The following is a 21,748-nucleotide window of genomic DNA, read 5'->3' on the forward strand; positions in this document are numbered from 1 at the left end:
TATTCTCATTTAGTGTAATGAAGGATGGAAATGAAAGTCAATTCTTTTGAACGCCCTAGCAGGATGTTTTGAAGATTATCGAAAAAGATAATGGAAAAGGGGAGCTACATCCGAACAACTCCGTTTTTTCCAGCTGGAATAAATACACGTCTAGGTTTTTCTGGTAATTTATGTTTTTCAGATGGTATCCCTGGTTCTGGTTGATCAGGATTCGTATTTATTGGCTCGGACTGTTCGTACGGTTGCTGGGATGAGCGTTTTAAATAGCTCTGTTGAATTTGTTGGTAAAATTGCTGTTGTCTTGATAAAGTTTCAAGAAGCTGATTTAATCGAAATTCTATATTTGCCATCCTTTCAGCAAGTTGTTGTGACTCTGCTCTTGTCTTTGCGCGAGTATAATGGTTATTATACGAGTTCAAATGTCGATGCATAATTTCCCCCCCTCTCATGGATAAAATCATGAATACAAAACCACATTCGAGATTTTGCCTTCCTATCTTATTTCTACTATGCTAACCGTGTATTTTTTATCAATGAGACGACCTTCGGAACTACATACGTACAATGATTGCTCCACCGCCACCTGCATTGGTATTAATATTATTCTGTTGCATATAGCGAAGCATCTGATTATTATAGTCAACCATTTTAATAAGCATATCTAGCTGCTTCTCAATGTTTATGATTCTTTGATGAATATTTATTTGGTCCATCTGAGCGTTTCTCGGTTGAACTGCGTAATAAGGATTGAAATATTGCGGTGTGTTCATCCTGATTACTCACTCTCCTTTATAAAGGTCTTCGTATTACTTATTTTATGTAAAATACTTTAGGGCGTTCGCCTAAACTTTTTATACTGGGAATGTGAGGTAATTTGTCTTCTAAGTATAAAAACATTGCCTTTTAGCAAACTAAAATAGAAAGGAAGGATAATATGATAAAAAACAGCATACGGATCTTTTTAACAGTTAGTTCAATCTTGGCGGCCTGGTACATTCCCAAAAGGTCCTTTATTAAATATTTACCTGTTACCCTATTTTCATCTAGTATTCTGCTTTCTGAAATGTTCTATTTTACAATTCACAAACTGTGGAAAGCAAAAGGCGGGCCTGGTGTAATGACGTGTAATACATCGGTATTAATTGTGGGACCTTATTTTTTTGCTAATTTGTGGGTATTTCATTTATCTAAGGGAAAGTTTCTCCCGTACAGTTTGATAAATATTATCGCAGATTATATTTATGCATTTCCGATCATTAGTTTATTTAACAAATTACGCTTTTTTAAATTGAAAATAAGTCAAACTTCATTTTATTTGCTGTTGCTTTCAAATGCCTTATTAAATTTCATATTCCAAAAGCTTTATGAAAAGGGCAATGCTCAAAATGAACAACTGATTAGCAATAAACAATTTTAGAGAGATCTGATCCTTCTTTGATTGATAGGCTAAAGGTTAAAAATAAACAAAAGGGTCTTAGCTAAGATGATTAGCTAAGACCCTTTTGTTTTGATGTGTCTTTTACTTTCTTCACAAAACTAAATTTTAAAAAATTGAATAGGCCCCGTTAGGAACAGTCTAGATTTTTTTAAAAGAAGCAATTATGAAATTGATTCAAATGGAGGATTATTGGAGGAAAAACAATAATCCTAACGAATTTATTAGTAAAATTGAAAAAAATGGGGTTTTGTAATGAGAATTGCAGTTTTGTCGGATATTCATGAGGGCCTGAATCGGAAAAATACAGGGGAAGATATTATGGCAATTTTAAAAAAATGGATCAACAGCGACTCTCCCGATGTATTTATCATTAGTGGTGATATGACGGCCGGACCAGAGAAAAGTCTAAACTTGTTAAACCAGCTGCAAATGGACTGTCCACAAACCAAATTATTATTTGTCCATGGTAATCACGATGTTTACCATGAAGATTCCATGCTTGGTTATGAAACACTATTACAATTTCCGGGGAATCTAGGAAATGGGCCGGTAGAATTGAATGAAGATTGGGTGGTGATTGGTGACGGAGGATGGTATGATTATACATTTGGGATCGATGGATTTTCAACAGAGGAGTTTTCATTAGGTAAATATAACGATTTTACCTGGCCAGACAAAACATACGCTCATTGGCCAAAATCTGATCAGGATGAAACGAATCGATATCTTGAAAAAATAGAAGGTTGGTTAATTGACTATCAAGGGAAAAATATCATCATGGTTTCACATTTTGTGCCCTTCTCGCAATTTGTTATAAAGAAGAACGACCCAAGCTGGGATTTTTTTAATGCGATGATGGGAAGCTCACGATTTGGAGAATTAGCGCTCAAATATGGTGTTGAAAAATATATTTTCGGACATATTCATACCCGGTACCATGAATTTTACAATGGCATCGAAGTAATCTGTAACCCATTAGGCTATTACCCACACGAATGGAATTCAGCTAATGCGGAAAAAGAGATTTTTTCAGGAATAAAGGTATTAGAGATTTGAACTGTAAAAAATATTTTGGTTTGTAACAGACTTACCTCTCAATCTTTCTTGTGATTGAGAGGTTTGTCCTGTTTTTGATAAATCGTGATGAGTTCGTCTAACTTTTGACTGCAACGAAGGGTGTCATCGCTATTTAACCCGGTTACTCTTACCGTTTGGTCCAACTCCCTTTTCAGTTGATTTATCCTGCTTTCTAAATCGTTCTTTTCCGTAAACACGGATAATCCTCCTAAAAAATATACCTCATTCTAAGCAACTCAACCATCATATCGCAATTGCCCAACAATCATTAAGATGTGTATTGTGAATGATTATTTTTCGCTAGCCGTATTCCCCATTGCGATAGAAATTCTATTCCAGCTGTTGATTTGATTGATGATTAGAATAAGGTCAACATATTGTTTTTCGTCATAATGTTCACGTACTTGTCGATAGAGTTCATCTGGTACACGTTTTGTAGGGATTAAAGTCACGTACTCTGTCAACTCAAGAGCCGCTTTTTCTGCATCTGTGTAAAATGTGCATTCCCTCCAAGCACTAATGCAATATAAACGTTGTTCTGTTTCTCCCATTTTTCTAGCATCTGCCGTGTGCATATTCAAGCAAAACGCACAACCATTTATCTGCGAAGCCCGAATTTTTATCAGTTCACGAGTTTTACTGTCTATACCAGTAGTTTTCGTATACTTCTCCATTTCCATCATTATGTTAAGTCCTTCTGGTGCTACATTGTAATAATCAACCCGTTGTTCCAATTTCATTTCCTCCTTAAAATAGAGTTACGATTATGGATTAAATTAATCGACGATTAACATTATCTATAATATAAAGTATAATTAAATCTGTCAAATAAATAGGGTTTTCCAAAAGACAGGGGATTTCTTTTAATTTGACTAGAACCCTAAACACTCCTAAGATACAATTTGAATAATCCTTAATTCAAAAGTAGGTGAGTTATATGCAATATAGTGTTGGAGTTGAATATGCTTTACATTGTCTGGTTTATTTAATAGATGCTCCTTCCACGGAAAGTATTGGGATAAAGGATTTAGCAGAATTTCAAGGTCTTTCTGAGACATTTCTTTCAAAAATTTTCAGCAAATTATCCAAGGCAGGTATTGTCAATTCAGTTCCTGGTGTTAAAGGTGGTTATAGACTTGCCAAATCTCCCGAAGATATTTCCTTTTGGGATGTGGTTGAAGCAGTTGAAGGCGCCAAGCCTATTTTCCAATGTAAAAATATTAAAGATAATGGCTATTTGTATAAGGAAGGCTGCTGTTCAGCTCCCTCTTCATGCACCATCAATTTAGTTATGCTCTCAGGGGAAGAAAAAATGCGTGATTATTTACGCAGTAAAACACTTTCATGGTTAAATGAAGAGCTTAATCATGTCCTATCCAAACAAATACGTGAAGGTACTCGTGAATATTTTTCGAAAGGCAATCAATAAAAAAAACTCTCGTGAAATTCCTTGATTAGGGGGAATACGGTGCTAAAGATAAACGAAAAATCTAACAAATCAAACAAAGCGTGATTGCCTTGACTCCAAGAGATTTTCTCTTTAGATCCTTTTGTCTCTTTCAGCTAATTAAATCGAATGATCCTTCTTGTGCCACTGACAGGCGCTATTCCAAATAAGGATTAGCGCCTATGTAGCATATATAATTACGAATAAAAAACCACTTTATACCCCAATCTAAAGAGGGGTTATCGGGGTGGGCTTGCGATGAAGGGACGACTGCTTGAAATCGAGGACATAAAGGTGGGGGGAAAATAAATGAATCGGAATGGAAGTGAAAACGGGGTGAAGAAAGAGAAAATATTCATTCTAGCGGTTTCTTTATTTGTTTTTATATTGGCACTGGGTAATTTTACAAATCCATTTGATGTCACTGCTGCAGCTTCAAACACTGCTACCCAGACCAAAGCGAAGGAAAACGATGAGCTATATAAAAAAATAGAGGAATTTAGGAGCGAACATAGGATTGCCCCAATAGATGCAACCATAGATAGAGTTTGGAAAGCGATCCCCGGTTATAATGGATTGGATGTAAATAGTCAGGCAAGTTATAAAAAAATGGAGAAGAAAGGCAAATTTGATGCAAATAAAATTGTTTTTGAGGAAATACCGCCAAATGTTCATCTCGAGGATTTAGCTGCTGAACCCATTTATAGGGGCAATCCGCAAAAGCCGATGGCAGCCTTGTTAATTAATGTTGCCTGGGGAAATGAATATATTCCAATCATCCTAAATACCTTAGAGAAATCTAATGTTAATGCCACGTTCTTTTACGATGGCAGTTGGGTTAAAAAGAATCCAGATCTGGCAAAGATGATCTATAAGGCTGGTCACGAGATTGGCAATCATGCGTATAGTCATCCTGACCTGCAAAGACGCTCCAAAGGTGAAACGGTTCAGGAAATAAGTAAAACAAATGATGTGATAGAAGAGACCATTGGAGTGAAACCAAAATGGTTTGCACCGCCAAGCGGAAGTTTTAATCAGGTAACGGTCCAGGTTGCTGAAGAGCTAAATATGAAAACGGTTCTATGGACGGTGGATACAGTTGATTGGAGAAAGCCGGCAACGGAGGTAATGGTAAGGCATATTATTACAAATGTGGATAAAGGCTCCATGGTTCTCATGCATCCTACGAAGCCTGTTGCTGAGGGGCTTGGTGCTATGATAGCGGGTATCAAGGAGAAAGGATTTCAACTCGGTACTGTGAGTGACCTAATGAGTGAGAAACGTATTGATAATCCACAACCTAGCGAGGCTGCTATAGACCGCAACTAGCGATTTAACAGCCGCCATTTTGTTAGGCAATTGTGATATGATGGTTGAGTTGCCTAAAAATAAGGTATATAATCAGGTATATATTTTAGGAGGATTATCCGTGTTTACGGAAAAGGACGATTTAGAAAGCAGAATAAATAATCAAAAGTATAAGAAGGGTTTTATAATGAGTCAATCAAATTTAACGGATGAAGAAGAATGCCCTCTATGTAATGGTGAAGGGGAAATCTGGGTTAACACTCCAAGTGGACCTGATCACGAAACTTGTGATTATTGCCAGGGAACCGGTAAAATATAAGTTCTGCAATAAATGTAGAGGACATTATATTCAACTAATATGAGGGCTTTTCATAAAGAACCTCTCCAATTGATTTTTTCTTACTTTTATCAATTCAAACATTGATTAATGTAGGAGTTCAGAAATTCTAATAAATTGAATAATCCCTTTTGTTCCACTGACGGGCGCTTTTCCTATAAGGATGAGCGCCCATTTTGCATATAAGAGCCGGTTATAGAAGCTTCTTTAATTAACTTCAGTATTCGTTGTGGGGAATGGGGTAATAAGGAGATGGGTATCCTAATATTACCAAGTTATTGAATGGAGGCTATGTAATGACGAACAAGAATTATGGTGAGGGAAAGTTACCGGAGTTTCCCGAATCCTTTTGGACGGACTCAACAGAGTTACCAAACTTTCCTCGTCTGGATCAAGATATTCATGTTGATGCTGTTATTGTAGGCGGCGGTATTACCGGAATAACATCTGCCTACCTTTTAGCCAATAAGGGATTAAAGGTGGCGATATTGGAGGCAGACAAGTTACTCAATGGAACAACGGGACATACAACGGCAAAAATTACGGCCCAGCATGATTTAATCTATGATGAATTGATTACCAGTATGGGAAGCAGTAAAGCAAGGTTGTATTATGAAGCCAACATAGAGGCCTTAGAATTTATCAAAAAAACAATCGAACGGGATCATATTGACTGTGACTTTAGTACACAGGATGCATATATGTATGCAGCCACAGAAGAATATGCACAAAAGATCGAAAAAGAGGCTAAAGCTTATGAAAAGCTCCATATTGATGGGAAACTGGTTGATGCCATTCCCCTGAATATAACTGTTAGAAACGCGCTAATCATGAGAGATCAAGCCCAGTTTCACCCGCTTAAATACCTCCAGCGTCTTGTCCAAAACATTACAGAAAAAGGCGGGCTCATCTTTGAAAATACAGTTGCGGTAAATGTAGAGACGGGAAAGCAGCCAACGGTTCTTACGCGGGACGGGGGCCGTGTTACAGCCAATCATGTCCTAGCCTGTTCGCATTTCCCCTTCTATGAAGGACTTGGGCTTTATTCAGCAAGAATGTATGCCGAGCGTTCGTATGTACTTGCAGCCAAGCCCAAAAGTAAATTTCCAGGTGGAATCTACATTAATGCGGGCAAACCGACACGCTCTCTAAGGTCCGTAACCGTGAATGGGGAGGAAATGATCCTTATTGTTGGGGAGAATCACAAGACTGGGCAAGGGATAGACACGATGAAACACTACGAGGCGCTCGAGGTCTTTGGCCAAGAAATCTTCGGACTTGAAACCATTCCTTACCGCTGGTCTGCACAAGATTTAACAACCTTGGATAAGGTCCCATATATCGGAGCCATTACATCTGATCAGCCTAATATATTGATAGCTACAGGGTATAGGAAATGGGGAATGTCCAATGGTACTGCTGCTGCCCTGCTGCTATGCGACACTGTTTTGGGTGAAAAGAGCAAATTTCAAAAGCTCTACACCCCATCAAGATTTTACGCAAATCCCAGCTTAAAAAGCTTTTTCGTCGAGAATGCCAATGTTGTTTCACATTTAATTAAAGGAAAACTTGAAATAACCAATCTTAACCCGAACATGCTACCCAATGATGAGGGGGCTGTTATCAGCATTAATGGAGAAAGAAAAGGTGCCTATCGAGATACAGAAGGAAAACTTCATATTGTTGATACAACTTGTACTCACATAGGATGTGAGGTTGAATGGAACAGCGGGGACAGGAGCTGGGATTGTCCGTGCCACGGCTCTAGATTTTCGTATACCGGTGACGTCATTGAAGGTCCGGCGGAAAAACCATTACAGAAGTATGATTATAAGATGATTGACAATCTCCTATCAGAGGACTCCGGTTATTAATTAGTAGAGGGGGAATTTAAAAATAATAACTGATTCAAAAAGAGAGCCAAATGGCTCTCTTAAAATGTCACCATATATATAAAATATTTAAAAAGGTCAACATTAAACCATTCTATTCATTTTTTTGTTGACTCTCTGTGTGAATTTGAAAGGTTACACCGAACTTATCAGTTACAATTCCATAGGCAGGGCTAAAAAAAACCTCCTGCAGTGGCATTTTTACTTGACCGCCCCTCAGCAAGGATTCAAACATTTGTTTTGATGATTCGATGTCGTTGGTTGAAATACAGATCGTTACTTGATCTCCAATTTGACTCGTTTGACCTGGAAAATTATCTGAAAACATGAGTTCCGTTTCGCCAACCATAAGAATTGCATGTGACACAAGTTCCTTTGCTTCCTCCGGTAGAGGAAATTCAGGATTTTCTGGCATTTCTCCAAAGGTTTGGCTAAATAGGACCTTCGCATTCAAAGCATTCTCGTAAAATCGGATCGCTTCCTTTGCATTTCCATTCATCATTAAATAGGGGGACAATTTCAATGTCATAATCACTCATCTCCCTGTCATTCTCTGCTTTTCAACTGAAAGTCGGGATCAAGTAGATGAGATAGTCAATAAGGCATTGTCATCTGGTGGTAAAACTTTTAGTGAGCCTATAGATCATGGGTTTATGTATATATGGGGGTTTCAAGATTTAGACGGCCATTTATGGGAAGTTGCTTATATGGATGAAAGCGCAATGAAACAATAAACTAAACGACGACGGCTGGTCCGATGCGCTCGACAAGATTGTGGAAAAATATACTTAAACGGGTGAGATAGCTGAACAAACTTGTCGCTTCTTTAACTGTTGGGCAGCACTCTGCAGGCAGGAGAACTGGGAACAGCCGCTTGGACGAAACGACGGAAACGGCAATCTTGCTCTTTTGTTTATTTTCAGGGATATTGGAACCAATTACATCAGGATATTTGCTCCATAGAATCAATTCTTCTATGAGAGCGACTATAGACCACCAGCTTTTTTTCTGGAAAGAGGAGGAAGGCATCATTGGAATAATAGGTGTCGTATTTTTGATAATCACCTAATTAAAATACAGCACATTTCAGTTGACCCTTCCCATCGTGGGAAAGGGGTCGGCAAAAGAATGGTAAAGGCCCTCAAAGAACTTCATAAAGATACTCATTTTGTTCCCAATGAAAATACAGTTGCGTTTTGTGATAAATGCCACATAAATGAATCTATGCCGAAATTAGGTAATAATCTCCCCGTATGTAGGACCTAGCATAAATATCAATTCAAATTAAAATATTGAATTCATCTACTAAAAAACTCAAACACATATCCAGACCAAAAAAATCTAGCATAAAAAATAAGCGGCAAGCAGTCTATCTGCATAAAAACAGGGCTTCTTGCCGCTTATTTATTGTAAATCTTCAGTAATAAAGACAATAAGATACAATGGGTTAAGCAGTAAAAAGTCGAAAGGAGGATGGGGGGATGGTTTATGTCGCTCTTCTTCGGGGGATCAATGTGGGTGGAAAAAATAAAATTGACATGAAATTGCTTAAACAAACGTTTGAACAAGCCGGGATGAATGACGTGGTGACATATATCAATACAGGTAATATTATTTTTTCATACAAAGACCATTCAAAAATTAAACTATCAACTATTTTGGGAGAAGCGATCCAAAATGAATTTGGAATGCAAATTAAAGTACTAATTCGTAGTATCGATGATGTCAAAGGAATCATTAACGCTATTCCTGACACATGGAAAAATGATAAAAACATGAAAAGTGAAGTTATGTTTCTATGGGATGACATGGATGATGAATCCGTACTGATGAATTTGGCCATTAAACCAAATATTGATACGGTGACATATGTCCCTGGTGCGATTCTGTGGTCTGTAGACAAGAGAAATATAACCAAAGGCGGAATGTCAAAGATTGTTGGATCAAAGTTATACAAACAAGTGACAATAAGAAATGTCAACACTGCTCGTAAGATATATGAATTGATGCAAGCTCAAAACAATTAGCACTCCCAATTATCATTGTTCCAGACTTAAGTCAATTTGCAAAATCATCTTGTTTGTCCATTTCCACCGACTCGGCTTGCTTACAAGGAATAGGTATTCACCTATGTTTACTTAAGTGAGTATCTTATTGTTAAAGTCATTTTGATTATTCGGGGGAATCGGTATGGGATACTATGTGCGTGTAGAATCAGGTGTGAAATTATATGTGGAAGATATCAATCCCGAGGGCAGTAAGACGGTAGTGTTTTTACATGGGTGGCCGTTAAACCATAAACAGTTTGAGTATCAATTCAATGTTCTTCTTGCCATGGGCTACCGCTGTATCGGAATTGATTGGAGAGGGTTTGGAAAATCGGATAAACCAATGAGCGGCTACAATTATAATCGATTGGCTGATGATATTCGTACAGTAATCGGTGTACTGCAATTAGATAACATCACGCTTGTCGGTCATTCTACGGGCGGAGCGATCGCGATTCGCTATATGTCCCGCCATCATGGTTACGAAGTGTCCAAGCTTGTCCTTGTAGACGCTGCAGCTCCTATCGGTTTTACGACAGAAACGGCAAATACCTTTCTTAAAGAAGCCTTAAATGACCGCCCTAAAATGATGCAGGACGTCACAGATGGTTTTTTCTTTCAATATATTACGAAATCATTCTCTGATTGGTTTTTTCAATTAGGATTACAAGCAGCAGGCTGGTCAACAGCAGCCATCATTAAGATGCTAAGGGACGAGAAGCTTGATAGGGATTTGCCAAAAGTATTTGCACCAACCTTAATTGTTCACGGTGTTCACGACAAAGTGATTCCATTCGCACAAGCTCAGGAACTGAATCAAAAAATAGTAAATTCACAGCTTGTTCCGTTTCATTACAGCGGTCATGGTCCTTTCTGGGAAGAACGTGACAAGTTTAACCAGCTATTGAGACAATTTATTGGTTAATAATTGTGAATTCTTTTCAACGGTCTGCATGATTCCCAGATAGGGCGTTATTCTCACATACAGGAGAATACGTCCTTTTTAATTGGACTAAATTGGTTAACAATATATAAAGGGGACTATACTAAATACAATTAGAAATGAAAAAAAGAAAACATCCAGAGCCTGTAGAACAGTTCCTCGTGTTAAACAGGCTTTGCTTAAAAGGTCTTTTTTTCTATTCCACTTTTACTTTTATCCTGTCAATGGCATTGAAACCATAGCCTTTTCGATTCCATAAGGGTTTCTTTGGCTGAACATTGCCGTGAGAATCAGTTGCTCTTGATTGAAGCGTATATTCACCTTTTTTCTGAACCTCCCATTTATAACTCCAGGAAACCCATGAATTTTTTTCAGAGGCAGATGTGTATCGACACAGATCCCAAGTTTGACCGTCATCTAAACTGATTTCCACTTTTGTTATATTTCCTTCTCCAGTCCAGGCAATGCCCTTAATGTCATATACGCCTGTACGCAGCAATTGCATGTTCAAAGGAAATTGGATCGTAGAGTTAACATTCATTGTCGTTACAGAGAATTTTCCGGTATCGATTTCTTTGTCCGGATAATAAACGTAATCATCAGCTTGAAAGGGACCGTTAAATTCATGGTCAATCACCGTAAGTTTTTTCAGCCATTTGACAGATGCCATGCCATACCATCCTGGGACAATCAGTCTTAAAGGAAAACCATGCTTGAAGGGAAGAGGCTGGTCATTATATTCATAAGCAATGATGGTGTCCGGATCAAGTGCTTTTTTCAGCGGCAGGCTTCTTGAAAAAGAAATACTTTGGCTTGAACCAGGTCTCTGTCCATAATCATATCCCTCAAAAACAAATTCTCTGGCTGAATTCATTAATCCTGTATATTGAAGCAAGGTTCGCAGAGAAACTCCTTTCCAAATCCCTTGGGACATCGCTCCTTTGCCCCATTGTTCGCCAAAGACTTTTGGTTCGAATAATTCACGTTTATTTCCGGCGCATTCAAGAACCACTTTAATCGTTTTTGCCGGCAATGAGTAAATTTCCTGTAAGGAAAAGGTTCTGGGAGAATTCACAGATCCACTAATGGGAAGAAAGTAAAACGATGAAGTGAAGTGCGGGTAAGGAAAATGATTCCTTCTATAAAATAGCTTTCTTCCGATAATATCATTCGCAATAAAATGGATAGGCGTTTCCTTGTTTTCCGGAACGAATGATTTTGTAATCAGGCAGGGTTTCACTTTTGAGAAAAATGAATGATCCAAATAATTGCCTCCTTAATATGAATGACTATTTAATGGGTATGAAATAATCAGGGGATTATTCAATTTTGAAGGAAGATAAGTGATGCAGGTTCCTGTTAAACCTTTGAATGAAGGATAAACTGGAGTGAGAAATGGGGGGACAGGTTTGAACTGTCCCGTCAAACAAATCCTGTAATAGCGTCACAGTGGTTTGTTGGATTTTCTTATCACCGCTGCGAAGAGATATTGCAGTACGATGGCGATGAAGATGCCGAGGATGTGGAATGGGTAGGCGCTAAGCTCTTCGGCTGAGAGGAGGGCGAGTCCGATTAGATTGTAGAGAGCCGACATCAACAGTGAGAAATGCTTTTTACCTTTCTTAAGCTTTACGATAAATAAAACGAAGCAAATAATACATCCTGCTATTAGAAAGATAGTGTAAGTCTTTACTAGTCCATCTGTAAAAAAGGCTTCTCCGTAAATTTCTTTTCTATAGAGTAAAAATCGAGCAACACCCATTTTTTTCGGTGCTAAATATTCCAGAACCGCTGCACCGCTCAAGACGGCATATTGTAAGATAAAAAAGATGGAATATAAGATTACTTTCTTCATAGATTATCGTTCCGTTTCCCTGTTTATTTTTTTCAATAATAAGCACAAAATAACAGCAATAGCATTCTAACATAACGAACTAAAAAGACAATACAGTTGCCCGTATTGTCTTTTTGCAATTAGTAATATTATTTGCTTGGAGCGCCTGTTTCAACAGGATTTGATGGATCCATGCTCCATTCATTCCAGCCGCCGTCGTAAAGGGAGATATGTTCTAAGCCCATAACGTCTGCGTAGAATAAAACTTCAGCCGCTCTCCAGCCTGTACCACAGTAGAAAGAAAGATTTTTGTCAGGAGTGATGCCGTCTTTTTCCCACATAGCAAGGATTTCCTGGCCGTTTTTCATCGTACTATCGATATTTCTGAAGTCTTGCAGATTGCTGTTGTCAGAGCCTGCGTGGCCCCAGACAGAGCCTGCCGGACGACCTTTTGCTTCAATATAGTCATAGCCTGATATTTTTCCAGTGAATTCATCCCAGCTTCTAATGTCGACAAGAATGCTTCCTTCTTTATCAGCAAGAATTTCTTTAGCCTGTGGCAGGTCAATGATATAGCCAGGATTTGCCGGTACTGTTGCTCCGAACTCTGTTCCTGCTGTTTTAGCGTTATCTTTTTTATCGATATCATATCCAGCGTTGCTCCATGCAGTAAAGCCGCCGTTTAGAACGCGGACATCCTTTACGCCCATGTATTTTAAAATAACAGCTACACGGTAAGCTGGCATAGAGTCACTGCCATAAAGGACAACTGTTGTGTCAGTAGTAATTCCGTTGTTCAATGCGAATTTTTCAAGTGCTGGATCTTTTAATCGGTTCCAAACTGGACCTTCTTCTACTTCGTCTGTATTAATATGGACTGCGCTAGGAATATGTCCTTTTTTATAATCAGGTGCTTCGTCTCCCCAGCTTGCTTCAAAAATTTTGTATGGTTTTCCGTTATTCTCGTTCTTGATTAAATCATTAACCCATGCTGCCGGAACGAGCATTTCATAGTTTGGATAGCTTTCCATCGCTAAGTCCTTGGTGGAAGCCCATTCGTTGACATCAAAAGTATAAAGGTTTTTAAAGCCTTTGTCGGTAAGGAATGCAGCGACTGCTTTCGCATCTTTGCCATTGGCATCGTAAAGAACAACATTTTTGTCAGAAGTAATGCCTTTGTCTTTTAAAGCAGCTTCTAATTGTTTCTCTTTGTCTTTTGCATCAACAGTTAGCCATGTGGCAGAAAAGTCAACTGCCCCTTTAATATGGCCGCCTCTTTCCACGCCTTCTAATTTCCAGCCGTTATAAGCATCGGTGATTCTTGTGTCAACCACAACCCAATCTTTTTTATCAAGATTGCTTTGCAGTTCATCTGAAGTAATGGTTTGTACTGATTTTGCTTCTTCTTTAGGTGCTTCTTTGCTGCTTGTGTCTTCTTTGCCTGAACATGCAGCAAGGACTAAACTGAGCATCATGATAAAGAAAACAGCCCAAATTTTTCTTGTGATTTTCATCTTCTCTACTCCTTTTATATTTTATTGAAATATTAGATTGGTTAAGCCCTGCATCTCTTTGACTGCATCTTTTGTAACAATTTGAAAGCATACGATCATCAGATGATTGCTCATATATTATTATAAAATAACTTTTTTGTATAGGAAATTCGTTTGATCGATACGAACAAGACCTGCCTATCTATATTTTGAATAACACTAAGCATAGGTAGTTTTCCACTTTCTCGTCTGTCTATCATTTTAAATAGTGCAAAAGAAGGGGCGAGGGGACAGGTTCTGTGTCCCACCTTTTTTGGGAAGTGGGACAATAAACCTGTCCCCTCCCAGAGAATTCTTAAGCGGCTAACTTATTATTGGACTTTTGGGTAAAATACAGTTGTATTCTCACCTAAGGATAGACAGATTAAATTTTGGAGGTAAGTATGAAACATTTTACAGAGGAAGAAAAGATAAAGATTTTATCTGACCTTATAGCGATCAAAACTGTTAATGAAAACGAAATCGAAGTAGCAAATTACTTGAAAAAGTTATTTGCTCAATACGGAATTGAATCTAAAATTGTTCCAGTTACAGACACACGTGTGAACTTAGTGGCTGAGATTGGAAGCGGGAGTCCAGTCATTGGCATTTCTGGTCATATGGATGTCGTTTCTCCTGGTGATGAAAGCAAATGGACTTCAGATCCGTTCACAATGACAGAAAGAGACGGAAAATTATACGGACGTGGGACAAATGACATGAAAGGCGGTTTAGTAAACCTTGCTTTAGTGATGATTGAACTCAAAGAAAATAAGGAACTAACAAAGGGTACTGTCCGTTTTATGGCAACGACTGGTGAAGAAGTTGGTGGCGCAGGTTCTAAAAAACTATACGAAGAAGGCTATATGGATGATGTAGATTATCTATGGGTGGCTGAACCTTCTCATGACACGATTATTTACTCTCACAAAGGATCATTGAACTTGCGTGTAACGTCTATTGGTGAAGCAGCACACAGCTCTATGCCTGAACTAGGTTATAACGCGATTAATCCTTTGATGGAATATCTATTAGAAGTAGACAAAAAATTGAATGGTGATGATCGTAAAAATGAAGTTCTAGGTAAATTGGTAATGAGTACTACTATTTTTCATGCAGGGAATCAAGTAAACTCCGTTCCAGAAAAAGCAACAGCTGAAATAAATGTGCGAACGATTCAAGAATTTGATAACGATGAAGTGATTGACTTGTTTAACACAACAGCGAGCATTTACAATCAAGGAGGCGCTAATATTAATGTGGAAGTGACCATGTCATTACCAAGTGTTTTCACTTCAGGACAGTCTAAAATGGTTGAGCTTGCTAAAGAACTCGGTAAAAAACATTTAGGTTTAGAAATTTCTATGAAAGGGTCGCCGGGGGTAACGGATGGGTCAAACTTATTACGAGGTAAAGATGACAACTTCCCATTCATGATGTTTGGTCCAGGCGAAACGAAAATGGCACACAAAATAGATGAATATGTCTACAAAGAATACTACTTGGCATTCTTCGATATCTATAAAGAGTTAATTTTAGGATTATCGAAATAAAAAACTTTGGGATTTCAGGTGCTTATAGGGCACGTGAAGCTTGGCTTCACTCAGCGGTGGGATGAGTTTGCAGGGGAAAGATAGGGTAGTGGCTTACTTTTTTCCAATACAAATGCGTAAGTAGTGAAAGATGTACAAGGGGACCAGGTTTATTGTCCCTGTTGGATATTCTCCAGCTAAAAAAGGACCGGGCGGTTTCTGCCTGGTTTTTCTTATTTCAGGTCCTTTCGTAATCTCGGTCAATTTCTCATTGGCAGGAAATTCATTACCTGTCCTGTTCCGGATAACAAATGTTAGCTGATAGTTTCAGAAAAATCATGAAATGCAGGCAACAATGGAACCGACCGTAGCAATAACAGCAAAAGCCAAAGTTTTTTGTGAATATTTTATTAACCCAGTTATTGAAATTGGAACGCTTAATATATATAATCCATTGAACTACTCCACCTTATCGACTTTACGGTCTGATTGAAGATGGAGATTCCTGCGAACACCGAGGCATCTCCCACTTATTTTTGGGCTACTCCCTGCACAAAATTGAAGTGGGAGTCTTCTGTCGGGAAATGATAAAATATACTCAAGCGAAGCGACATTCTCAAGATAGATGATGTCAGAAAAGGAAATTGGATTTATATACATGATTATTCCCTAAAAACGAATGCTGAGGTTAGCTAGTAGAAAGTGAGGTTGGGATATTGATGCACTTCCCTCTACAAGAACCAGTACACATATTTGGTTTTGCTGTGTTGATTTTTTTGTTATTCCCTATCCTAATGCGGAAATTAAGAGTACCTGCTATTATTGGCCCCATTATAGCAGGAATAATCGTCGGACCCAATGGGCTGGAAATATTAGCACGAGATTCAACCATTGAATTGCTTGGAACAGTCGGATTGCTGTTTATCATGTTTATCGCAGGGCTTGAGTTGGACCTTGATGGTTTCAAAAAATACCGAAATCGCAGTATTTTATTTGGCATTCTTTCGTTTGCAATCCCACTAATACTCGGTACAATGGTAGGATTATGGCTTGATCTCAGTATGCTATCAGCTGTTTTATTTGGTTCCATTTTTTCTACACACACTCTTTTAGGGTACCCAGCCATTAGCCGGCTTGGCGTTACGAAAAACAAAGCGGTCACAACAGCAGTTGGTGGTACATTATTAACAGATAGCTTGGCATTGCTTGTTCTTGCTGTCATAGCAGGGGCATCCCAAGAGAATTTAACATTTGGGTTTTTGGTATCCTTGATTATTGCAACAACCCTTTTTGCTGTAGCCGTTTTAGTTTTGACCCCTTATCTGACAAAGTGGTTCTTTAAACGCTCAAATAATGAAGGAACGTTAGAATTTAACTTTGTTCTGGCCATTTTATTCGTTGCAGGGGCAATATCATTGTTTGTGGGATTAGAACCCATTATCGGGGCATTCTTGGCCGGTCTAGCCTTAAACCGGTACATTTATGATCATGGCCCATTAATGAACAGAATCCATTTTACGGGAAATGCCTTATTTATTCCGTTTTTCTTGTTATCTGTCGGAATGTTAATGGACCTGCGTGTCCTTATATCCAGCCCTAGCGCATTACTAAAAATCCTACTCATTACAATTGTGGCGGTTGGCAGTAAACTGCTTGCAAGTACGGTGACGAGTAAAGTATATGGTTATTCCAGGACAGAAAACAAAGTCATGTTTGGACTTTCCACTACCCATGCAGCAGCAACATTAGCCATAACACTTGTTGGATATCAATTTGGATTATTTGATCAGCAAATCATAAATGCTGTCATTTTGATCATTTTAGTTACTTGTATTTTGGGCCCGTACTTCTGTGAAAAATATGGCAGAAAACTGGCCGTTGCACAAGATAAAACGGTGCTGGACGATTCACTTCCTGAACGTATCTTAATCCCGATAGCAAATCCAAATACAATGGAATCGCTATTGGATTTAGGATTTATTTTAAAAAAAGCAAAAAAAACAGATGAACCACTTTACCCATTAAAAATCGTGCAAAAGGATTTAAAACAGGCCAGCAATGAAGTTGCACAAGCTGAAAGAATGCTTGGACGCGCCATCATGTATGCATCAGGGGCAGATGTTTCTGTTAAGATATTGACACGTGTGGATCATAATATTGGCTGGGGGATAGAACGTGCTGCAACAGAAGAACGAATCACAACGATCATCGTAGGATGGGATGGTGCAGGTGAGGGGAGCCAAAAGGTCTTCGGGAAAGTGATTGATAATTTTCTTGAACATACCTATCAACGCTCACTCATAACAAATATCAGGCAGCCGTTGAATACGATGGAACGGGTGATTCTTATTCTGCCAAATAATATCGTATACAAACCGGGTTTTGAAGATTCGATTTCAATTATTAAGGGCATCGCATCACAGCTCAGTACAACAATTAGGGGCCTTGTCATTCACGATGACTTAGAAACTTATAAAAAGGTTTCCGAAAAAGTAAATCCTAATGTTAAAGTTGAGTTTCAAACCATTGACGGCTGGAATTCCCTTTATAAAAATAATTTAAATGATGTTAAATCAACCGATCTTGTGATTTTATTAAGTGCTAGAAGAGGGACTGTTGCATGGCACCCAGACTTAGAAATGATACCAAAAAAACTAGCTTCAATGAATTTTGAGAATTTCATCGTGTTCTATCCAACGGAAATGAAGGAAACCGACATTCGCGGTTCACGTGGTATGGAAATCCCGAAAGAATTACTTTTTAAAAGTGATTATGAGGATTAATCAAAACAAAGGGACGGTTCTTGCGTTTACCTAAATATTCCCAATTGGGGTACGTATATGGTGTTTGGGATTTCAGGTGCTTATAAAGCACGTGAAGCTTGGATTCACTTAGTGGCGGGATAAGCTTACAGGGGAAAGAGAGGGTGGTGGTTTCCCTTTTCCCATACAAAGTGGGAAGAAGTGAAAAATCCGGTAAAGACCTTTATTTTGGAGGAGACAATGAAGAAGGATATTTATGTTGTTGGAGCAGTGATTATAGAAGATGGTAAAATTTTGTGCGCACAAAGAGGTCCGACTAAATCATTGCCCTATAAATGGGAATTTCCTGGAGGGAAAATAGAAGAAGGGGAATCGCCACAGGAAGCGTTAAGAAGAGAAATCAAAGAAGAAATGCGTTGCCAAATAGAGATAGGTGAGCAAATGGAACATACCGTTTATGAATATGATTTTGGTATTGTTCATTTAACAACATTTTCTTGCAAGCTTAAGGAGGAAAAACCTCTATTAACCGAGCACGCCTCTATTAAATGGTTATTACCGGGTGAGTTGAAATCGCTTGACTGGGCGCCTGCGGATATACCAACAATTAATAAATTGGATATGGCAAAAAATTCATAATGAAAAAAATGCAAAGGAAAATAATAAAATTATTTCTTTGGTAGAGGTGGATAATTCTTTGATTACCGTCGTGGAAAACATATATGGATTATCGATAGCAATTCTACTCTTATGTTCATTTTTTTATGTAAGACAGTTGAAAAAGACGAAGCGGGAAAGAAAGTTAACAACCTTTGAATATGTAATGTATCTAATAACACAAATTGCAATTGTTCTATGGGTAGGTAGTTTTCTACTTCTTAGATATGGAATGTAAATAGCATTTCTTCCTCAAATAAATAATGGGCGCATTTATCGAGAGATGATTGCGCCTATTTCAGTTTTGAGCCATATTGTGAAGAATCTTTCCTAAAGATAATTGGATGTTAAAGAAAAGCGTTTTTCCATCAAATACATTTGTTCCAAAGCAATTCCCTTTCTTTCAATTGTAACTCGTGGACAATAATCTGCAATAATGATGAGGCATCACAGACTATGATTGTATCTGAATTTGATATTTCCCGTCATTGTGTTGTTTAGCCATTAAATGGAATTTGTATATATTGGTTAATCTATGATTTCGTAGTTGAAGTAATCTACCACCTCTTTTTCTTTTCGCAGGGTCCTGCTAATCTCATCAATAACTTTTTGCTGGAGTAAAGAGATTTTTTGATGATTTAAATTTACTATTCCTTTAATAGGTTTATTAGTTATATTATGTGCCATAAAAGTTATATCTTTATTTAAGTGTCTAATATCGGGAATAAAGGCTAGTATCCTTTCTATAGTCTTTTCAGTGTCATCTGTAAGGTCCTCATAACGGAAATAGCATGTATTTTTTAGATGTTTTAAATTATAGATTTGAAATTTTGCACATTTCAACCAATATTCAGCACCTGCAGTTGGAGAAGAATTATCTCGTCGTATTAAACCTTCTATATGGGCATACGGGTTACGTATACCAATAAGAAAATAAGAGGGGGAGAAAACCTTTTCTATTTGTAATGCCCTGACCAAATGTGGAGGGCTTTTTTCGAACAATACCGGTTTATCAAAATCCCAGTTTTTATAAAAAATTTCTTTTACTCGGTCCCAATAGACTTCTAAATCAGGGTTCCACCTATTTTGTTTAAAAAGAATTTCGCTGGCTCCAGGTAAGGTTTGACCCTCACCACAACGGCCTTCTCGAAAAGTAGAAACAAATTTACTTGATGCTAATAATTCTTTTATCATAGTTGACCCTGAATATCGAGGCATTAATAAAAATAAAAATTTGTTACTGATATTTTTCATGTCCACTTCCCTTTCCCTTTTGCTGCGCTAATAAATGTATAACCACAGATAAATAAGAAAAACGAAAGATGAAAGATTAAAAACCCCCTTGCACTTAAAAGGCTTTTCATCTTTCGTTACTAACAATAAGGTTGATTAACAAGATAGGTAAAGAGCCTACATAAAGAAGATAGTAAATAAGTTTAGTAATTAATATAAAGTAGATATCGTTTAATCAGCAGCACCCTCTTCGGTGACATCTTCCGCTAAAAAACCGGCAAGGATCGACAATCACTCTCACATTGAACGAACAAGTACTGATATTTCCAGCAGCATCAATTGCTATACAAGTGACAGTTGTTGTACCACGAGGAAAGAAAGAACCAGATGCTGGTGTATACACAGCCGTGACACCGGGACAATTATTGCTTACGGTAGGTTCTGAAAAGTTGACAAATGCTCCATTACTACCTGGATCATTAAATACTGTAATATCGACCGGACAAGTAATTATTGGCGGTTGAGTATCGTTTACAGTTGGGATGGGTTGTTGTATAGCTAAACTATGGAAGAATCCTCCTGCTATAGCGACAACATTGGTGAGGCCACTCACGTTTATGGGTACATTACTGTCAGTATTCGAGCCGTTCCCTAGTTGCCCACTACTGTTAAAGCCCCAAGCCCGGACCGTCCCGTCGGAAAGAAGGGCGAGGCTATGGGCTAATCCCGCTGCAATAGCGATAACATTGGTGAGGTCACTCACGTTTACGGGTACATTGCTGTTCGTATTCGTACCGTTCCCCAGTTGACCAGAAAAGTTATCTCCCCAAGCCCGGACCGTTCCGTCGGAGAGAAGGGCGAGGCTATGGAATCCTCCTGCTGCAATAGCGATAACATCGGTGAGGTCACTCACGTTTACGGGTACATTGCTGTTCGTATTCGAGCCGTTCCCCAGCTGGCCAAAGAAGTTATCCCCCCAAGCCCAGACCGTTCCGTCGGAAAGAAGGGCGAGGCTATGGAAGTTTCCTCCTGCTATGGCGATGACATTGGTGAGGTCACTCATGTTTACGGGTACATTGCTGGAAATATTCGAGCCGTTCCCCAGCTGACCCGAACCGTTAAAGCCCCAAGCCCGGACCGTTCCGTCGGAGAGAAGGGCGAGGCTATGGTTTCCTCCCGCTGCAATAGCGATGGGACTGGTGAGACCACTCACGTTTACGGGTACATGACTGGAAATATTCGGGCCGTTCCCCAGTTGACCATTTCCGTTTCCTCCCCAAGCCCAGACCGTTCCGTCGGAGAGAAGGACGAGGCTATGTTCTCCTCCCGCTGCAATAGCGATGGCACTAGTGAGGCCACCCACGTTTACGGGTACATTGCTGTCAGTATTCGAGCCGTTCCCCGGTTGACCAAAAAAGTTCCTTCCCCAAGCCCAGACCGTTCCGTCGGAGAGAAGGGCGCGGCTTTGGAGGTCTCCTCCTGCTACAGCGAGGACGTTGGTGAGACCACTCACGTTTACGGGTACATTGCTGTCAGTATTCGAGCCGTTCCCCAGTTGACCAGATTGGTTATCCCCCCAAGCAAAGATAATACTCATTGATTCTATCGTCTCCTTTTTATTCATCCAAACTCATACCATGTATGGGTGAAACGAACTGTTATTCATTGTTCCCATACTAAGGCTAAACCCCTTGATAAATCATGTGTT

General features: G+C 38.8%; 23 protein-coding genes and 1 pseudogene. 14 read left to right on the top strand and 10 right to left on the bottom strand.

The features are described 5' to 3' along the window. Positions 1 to 220: 220 nt before the first annotated feature. Positions 221 to 433: a hypothetical protein gene (locus HNR53_RS18480; protein ID WP_184528795.1), complete on the top strand. Its 213-nt coding sequence runs from the start codon at positions 221 to 223 to the stop codon at positions 431 to 433. 118 nt (positions 434 to 551) lie between these two features. Here HNR53_RS18480 and HNR53_RS18485 read toward each other — a convergent pair whose 3' ends face one another. Continuing rightward, positions 552 to 770, bottom strand: coding sequence for a hypothetical protein (locus tag HNR53_RS18485; protein ID WP_184528797.1), 219 nt, complete (start codon positions 768 to 770; stop codon positions 552 to 554). Between the two features lie 920 nt (positions 771 to 1,690). Between HNR53_RS18485 and HNR53_RS18490 the strand changes: the two genes are divergently transcribed. After that, on the top strand, positions 1,691 to 2,494 hold the full coding sequence (locus HNR53_RS18490; RefSeq protein ID WP_184528799.1) for a metallophosphoesterase: 804 nt from the start codon (positions 1,691 to 1,693) through the stop codon (positions 2,492 to 2,494). Positions 2,495 to 2,532: 38 nt separating this feature from the next. Here HNR53_RS18490 and HNR53_RS18495 read toward each other — a convergent pair whose 3' ends face one another. Further along, a complete protein-coding gene (locus HNR53_RS18495; RefSeq protein ID WP_184528801.1) occupies positions 2,533 to 2,712 on the bottom strand; it encodes a Spo0E family sporulation regulatory protein-aspartic acid phosphatase in 180 nt (59 codons plus the stop codon). 93 nt (positions 2,713 to 2,805) lie between these two features. Further along, positions 2,806 to 3,249 carry a carboxymuconolactone decarboxylase family protein gene (locus tag HNR53_RS18500; RefSeq protein WP_184528803.1) on the bottom strand — a complete coding sequence of 148 codons (444 nt, stop codon included), beginning with the start codon at positions 3,247 to 3,249 and terminating at the stop codon, positions 2,806 to 2,808. Positions 3,250 to 3,452: 203 nt separating this feature from the next. Between HNR53_RS18500 and HNR53_RS18505 the strand changes: the two genes are divergently transcribed. The 4 genes from HNR53_RS18505 (at position 3,453) to HNR53_RS18515 (ending at position 7,481) form a co-directional block, all read left to right on the top strand. Beyond that, the gene (locus HNR53_RS18505) at positions 3,453 to 3,944 is read left to right on the top strand and encodes an RrF2 family transcriptional regulator (RefSeq protein WP_184528805.1); all 492 of its coding nucleotides are present in this window, start codon (positions 3,453 to 3,455) and stop codon (positions 3,942 to 3,944) included. Positions 3,945 to 4,271: 327 nt separating this feature from the next. Next, complete coding sequence (locus HNR53_RS18510; RefSeq protein WP_184528807.1) at positions 4,272 to 5,291, top strand: polysaccharide deacetylase family protein; 1,020 nt, start codon at positions 4,272 to 4,274, stop codon at positions 5,289 to 5,291. A 166-nt stretch (positions 5,292 to 5,457) separates the two neighbouring features. Then, on the top strand, positions 5,458 to 5,589 hold the full coding sequence (locus HNR53_RS23505; protein ID WP_281391857.1) for a hypothetical protein: 132 nt from the start codon (positions 5,458 to 5,460) through the stop codon (positions 5,587 to 5,589). A gap of 314 nt (positions 5,590 to 5,903) precedes the next feature. Then, the gene (locus HNR53_RS18515; protein WP_184528809.1) at positions 5,904 to 7,481 is read left to right on the top strand and encodes an FAD-dependent oxidoreductase; all 1,578 of its coding nucleotides are present in this window, start codon (positions 5,904 to 5,906) and stop codon (positions 7,479 to 7,481) included. A 112-nt stretch (positions 7,482 to 7,593) separates the two neighbouring features. Here HNR53_RS18515 and HNR53_RS18520 read toward each other — a convergent pair whose 3' ends face one another. Next, on the bottom strand, positions 7,594 to 8,028 hold the full coding sequence (locus HNR53_RS18520) for a VOC family protein (protein WP_184528812.1): 435 nt from the start codon (positions 8,026 to 8,028) through the stop codon (positions 7,594 to 7,596). A gap of 16 nt (positions 8,029 to 8,044) precedes the next feature. Between HNR53_RS18520 and HNR53_RS23295 the strand changes: the two are divergent. Beyond that, a pseudogene (locus HNR53_RS23295) lies at positions 8,045 to 8,233 on the top strand (VOC family protein); the annotation flags it as partial. A gap of 1 nt (position 8,234) precedes the next feature. Here HNR53_RS23295 and HNR53_RS18525 read toward each other — a convergent pair. Continuing rightward, positions 8,235 to 8,468 (bottom strand): hypothetical protein, encoded by a 234-nt coding sequence (locus tag HNR53_RS18525; RefSeq protein WP_184528814.1) that lies wholly within the window; start codon positions 8,466 to 8,468, stop codon positions 8,235 to 8,237. An 81-nt stretch (positions 8,469 to 8,549) separates the two neighbouring features. On the opposite strand from HNR53_RS18525, the gene HNR53_RS23730 reads away from it, so the two are divergent. The 3 genes from HNR53_RS23730 to HNR53_RS18540 all read left to right on the top strand — a co-directional run bounded on the left by HNR53_RS23730 (position 8,550) and on the right by HNR53_RS18540 (position 10,472). Further along, complete coding sequence (locus HNR53_RS23730; RefSeq protein WP_425488709.1) at positions 8,550 to 8,765, top strand: GNAT family N-acetyltransferase; 216 nt, start codon at positions 8,550 to 8,552, stop codon at positions 8,763 to 8,765. 215 nt (positions 8,766 to 8,980) lie between these two features. Then, positions 8,981 to 9,526 (top strand): DUF1697 domain-containing protein, encoded by a 546-nt coding sequence (locus tag HNR53_RS18535; protein WP_184528816.1) that lies wholly within the window; start codon positions 8,981 to 8,983, stop codon positions 9,524 to 9,526. 163 nt (positions 9,527 to 9,689) lie between these two features. Next, positions 9,690 to 10,472 (top strand): alpha/beta fold hydrolase, encoded by a 783-nt coding sequence (locus HNR53_RS18540; RefSeq protein WP_184528818.1) that lies wholly within the window; start codon positions 9,690 to 9,692, stop codon positions 10,470 to 10,472. 214 nt (positions 10,473 to 10,686) lie between these two features. Here the strand turns inward: HNR53_RS18540 and HNR53_RS18545 are convergent, their stop codons facing one another. The 3 genes from HNR53_RS18545 to HNR53_RS18555 all read right to left on the bottom strand — a co-directional run bounded on the left by HNR53_RS18545 (position 10,687) and on the right by HNR53_RS18555 (position 13,838). Continuing rightward, a complete protein-coding gene (locus HNR53_RS18545; RefSeq protein WP_184528820.1) occupies positions 10,687 to 11,754 on the bottom strand; it encodes a sulfite oxidase in 1,068 nt (355 codons plus the stop codon). 180 nt (positions 11,755 to 11,934) lie between these two features. Next, positions 11,935 to 12,345 (bottom strand): hypothetical protein, encoded by a 411-nt coding sequence (locus HNR53_RS18550; protein WP_184528822.1) that lies wholly within the window; start codon positions 12,343 to 12,345, stop codon positions 11,935 to 11,937. A 128-nt stretch (positions 12,346 to 12,473) separates the two neighbouring features. Beyond that, positions 12,474 to 13,838, bottom strand: a complete 1,365-nt coding sequence (locus HNR53_RS18555; RefSeq protein ID WP_184528824.1) for a rhodanese-like domain-containing protein — start codon at positions 13,836 to 13,838, stop codon at positions 12,474 to 12,476. A gap of 422 nt (positions 13,839 to 14,260) precedes the next feature. Here HNR53_RS18555 and HNR53_RS18560 point away from each other — a divergent pair, with 422 nt between their 5' ends. The 4 genes from HNR53_RS18560 to HNR53_RS23300 all read left to right on the top strand — a co-directional run bounded on the left by HNR53_RS18560 (position 14,261) and on the right by HNR53_RS23300 (position 19,045). Continuing rightward, positions 14,261 to 15,409: an ArgE/DapE family deacylase gene (locus HNR53_RS18560; protein ID WP_184528826.1), complete on the top strand. Its 1,149-nt coding sequence runs from the start codon at positions 14,261 to 14,263 to the stop codon at positions 15,407 to 15,409. A 698-nt stretch (positions 15,410 to 16,107) separates the two neighbouring features. Further along, the gene (locus tag HNR53_RS18565; RefSeq protein ID WP_184528828.1) at positions 16,108 to 18,171 is read left to right on the top strand and encodes a cation:proton antiporter; all 2,064 of its coding nucleotides are present in this window, start codon (positions 16,108 to 16,110) and stop codon (positions 18,169 to 18,171) included. A 219-nt stretch (positions 18,172 to 18,390) separates the two neighbouring features. Beyond that, positions 18,391 to 18,789, top strand: coding sequence for a (deoxy)nucleoside triphosphate pyrophosphohydrolase (locus HNR53_RS18570; RefSeq protein WP_184528830.1), 399 nt, complete (start codon positions 18,391 to 18,393; stop codon positions 18,787 to 18,789). Positions 18,790 to 18,826: 37 nt separating this feature from the next. Then, the gene (locus tag HNR53_RS23300; RefSeq protein WP_246439677.1) at positions 18,827 to 19,045 is read left to right on the top strand and encodes a hypothetical protein; all 219 of its coding nucleotides are present in this window, start codon (positions 18,827 to 18,829) and stop codon (positions 19,043 to 19,045) included. Between the two features lie 290 nt (positions 19,046 to 19,335). Here the strand turns inward: HNR53_RS23300 and HNR53_RS18575 are convergent, their stop codons facing one another. Then, a complete protein-coding gene (locus HNR53_RS18575) occupies positions 19,336 to 20,061 on the bottom strand; it encodes a sulfotransferase family protein (protein ID WP_184528832.1) in 726 nt (241 codons plus the stop codon). A 214-nt stretch (positions 20,062 to 20,275) separates the two neighbouring features. After that, a complete protein-coding gene (locus tag HNR53_RS18580) occupies positions 20,276 to 21,664 on the bottom strand; it encodes an RCC1 domain-containing protein (protein ID WP_184528834.1) in 1,389 nt (462 codons plus the stop codon). Between the last annotated feature and the right edge of the window lie 84 nt (positions 21,665 to 21,748).

Origin of the sequence: Bacillus benzoevorans, from assembly GCF_014207535.1 — a bacterium.
Classification (GTDB): Bacteria; Bacillota; Bacilli; order Bacillales; family Cytobacillaceae; genus Bacillus_BD; species Bacillus_BD benzoevorans.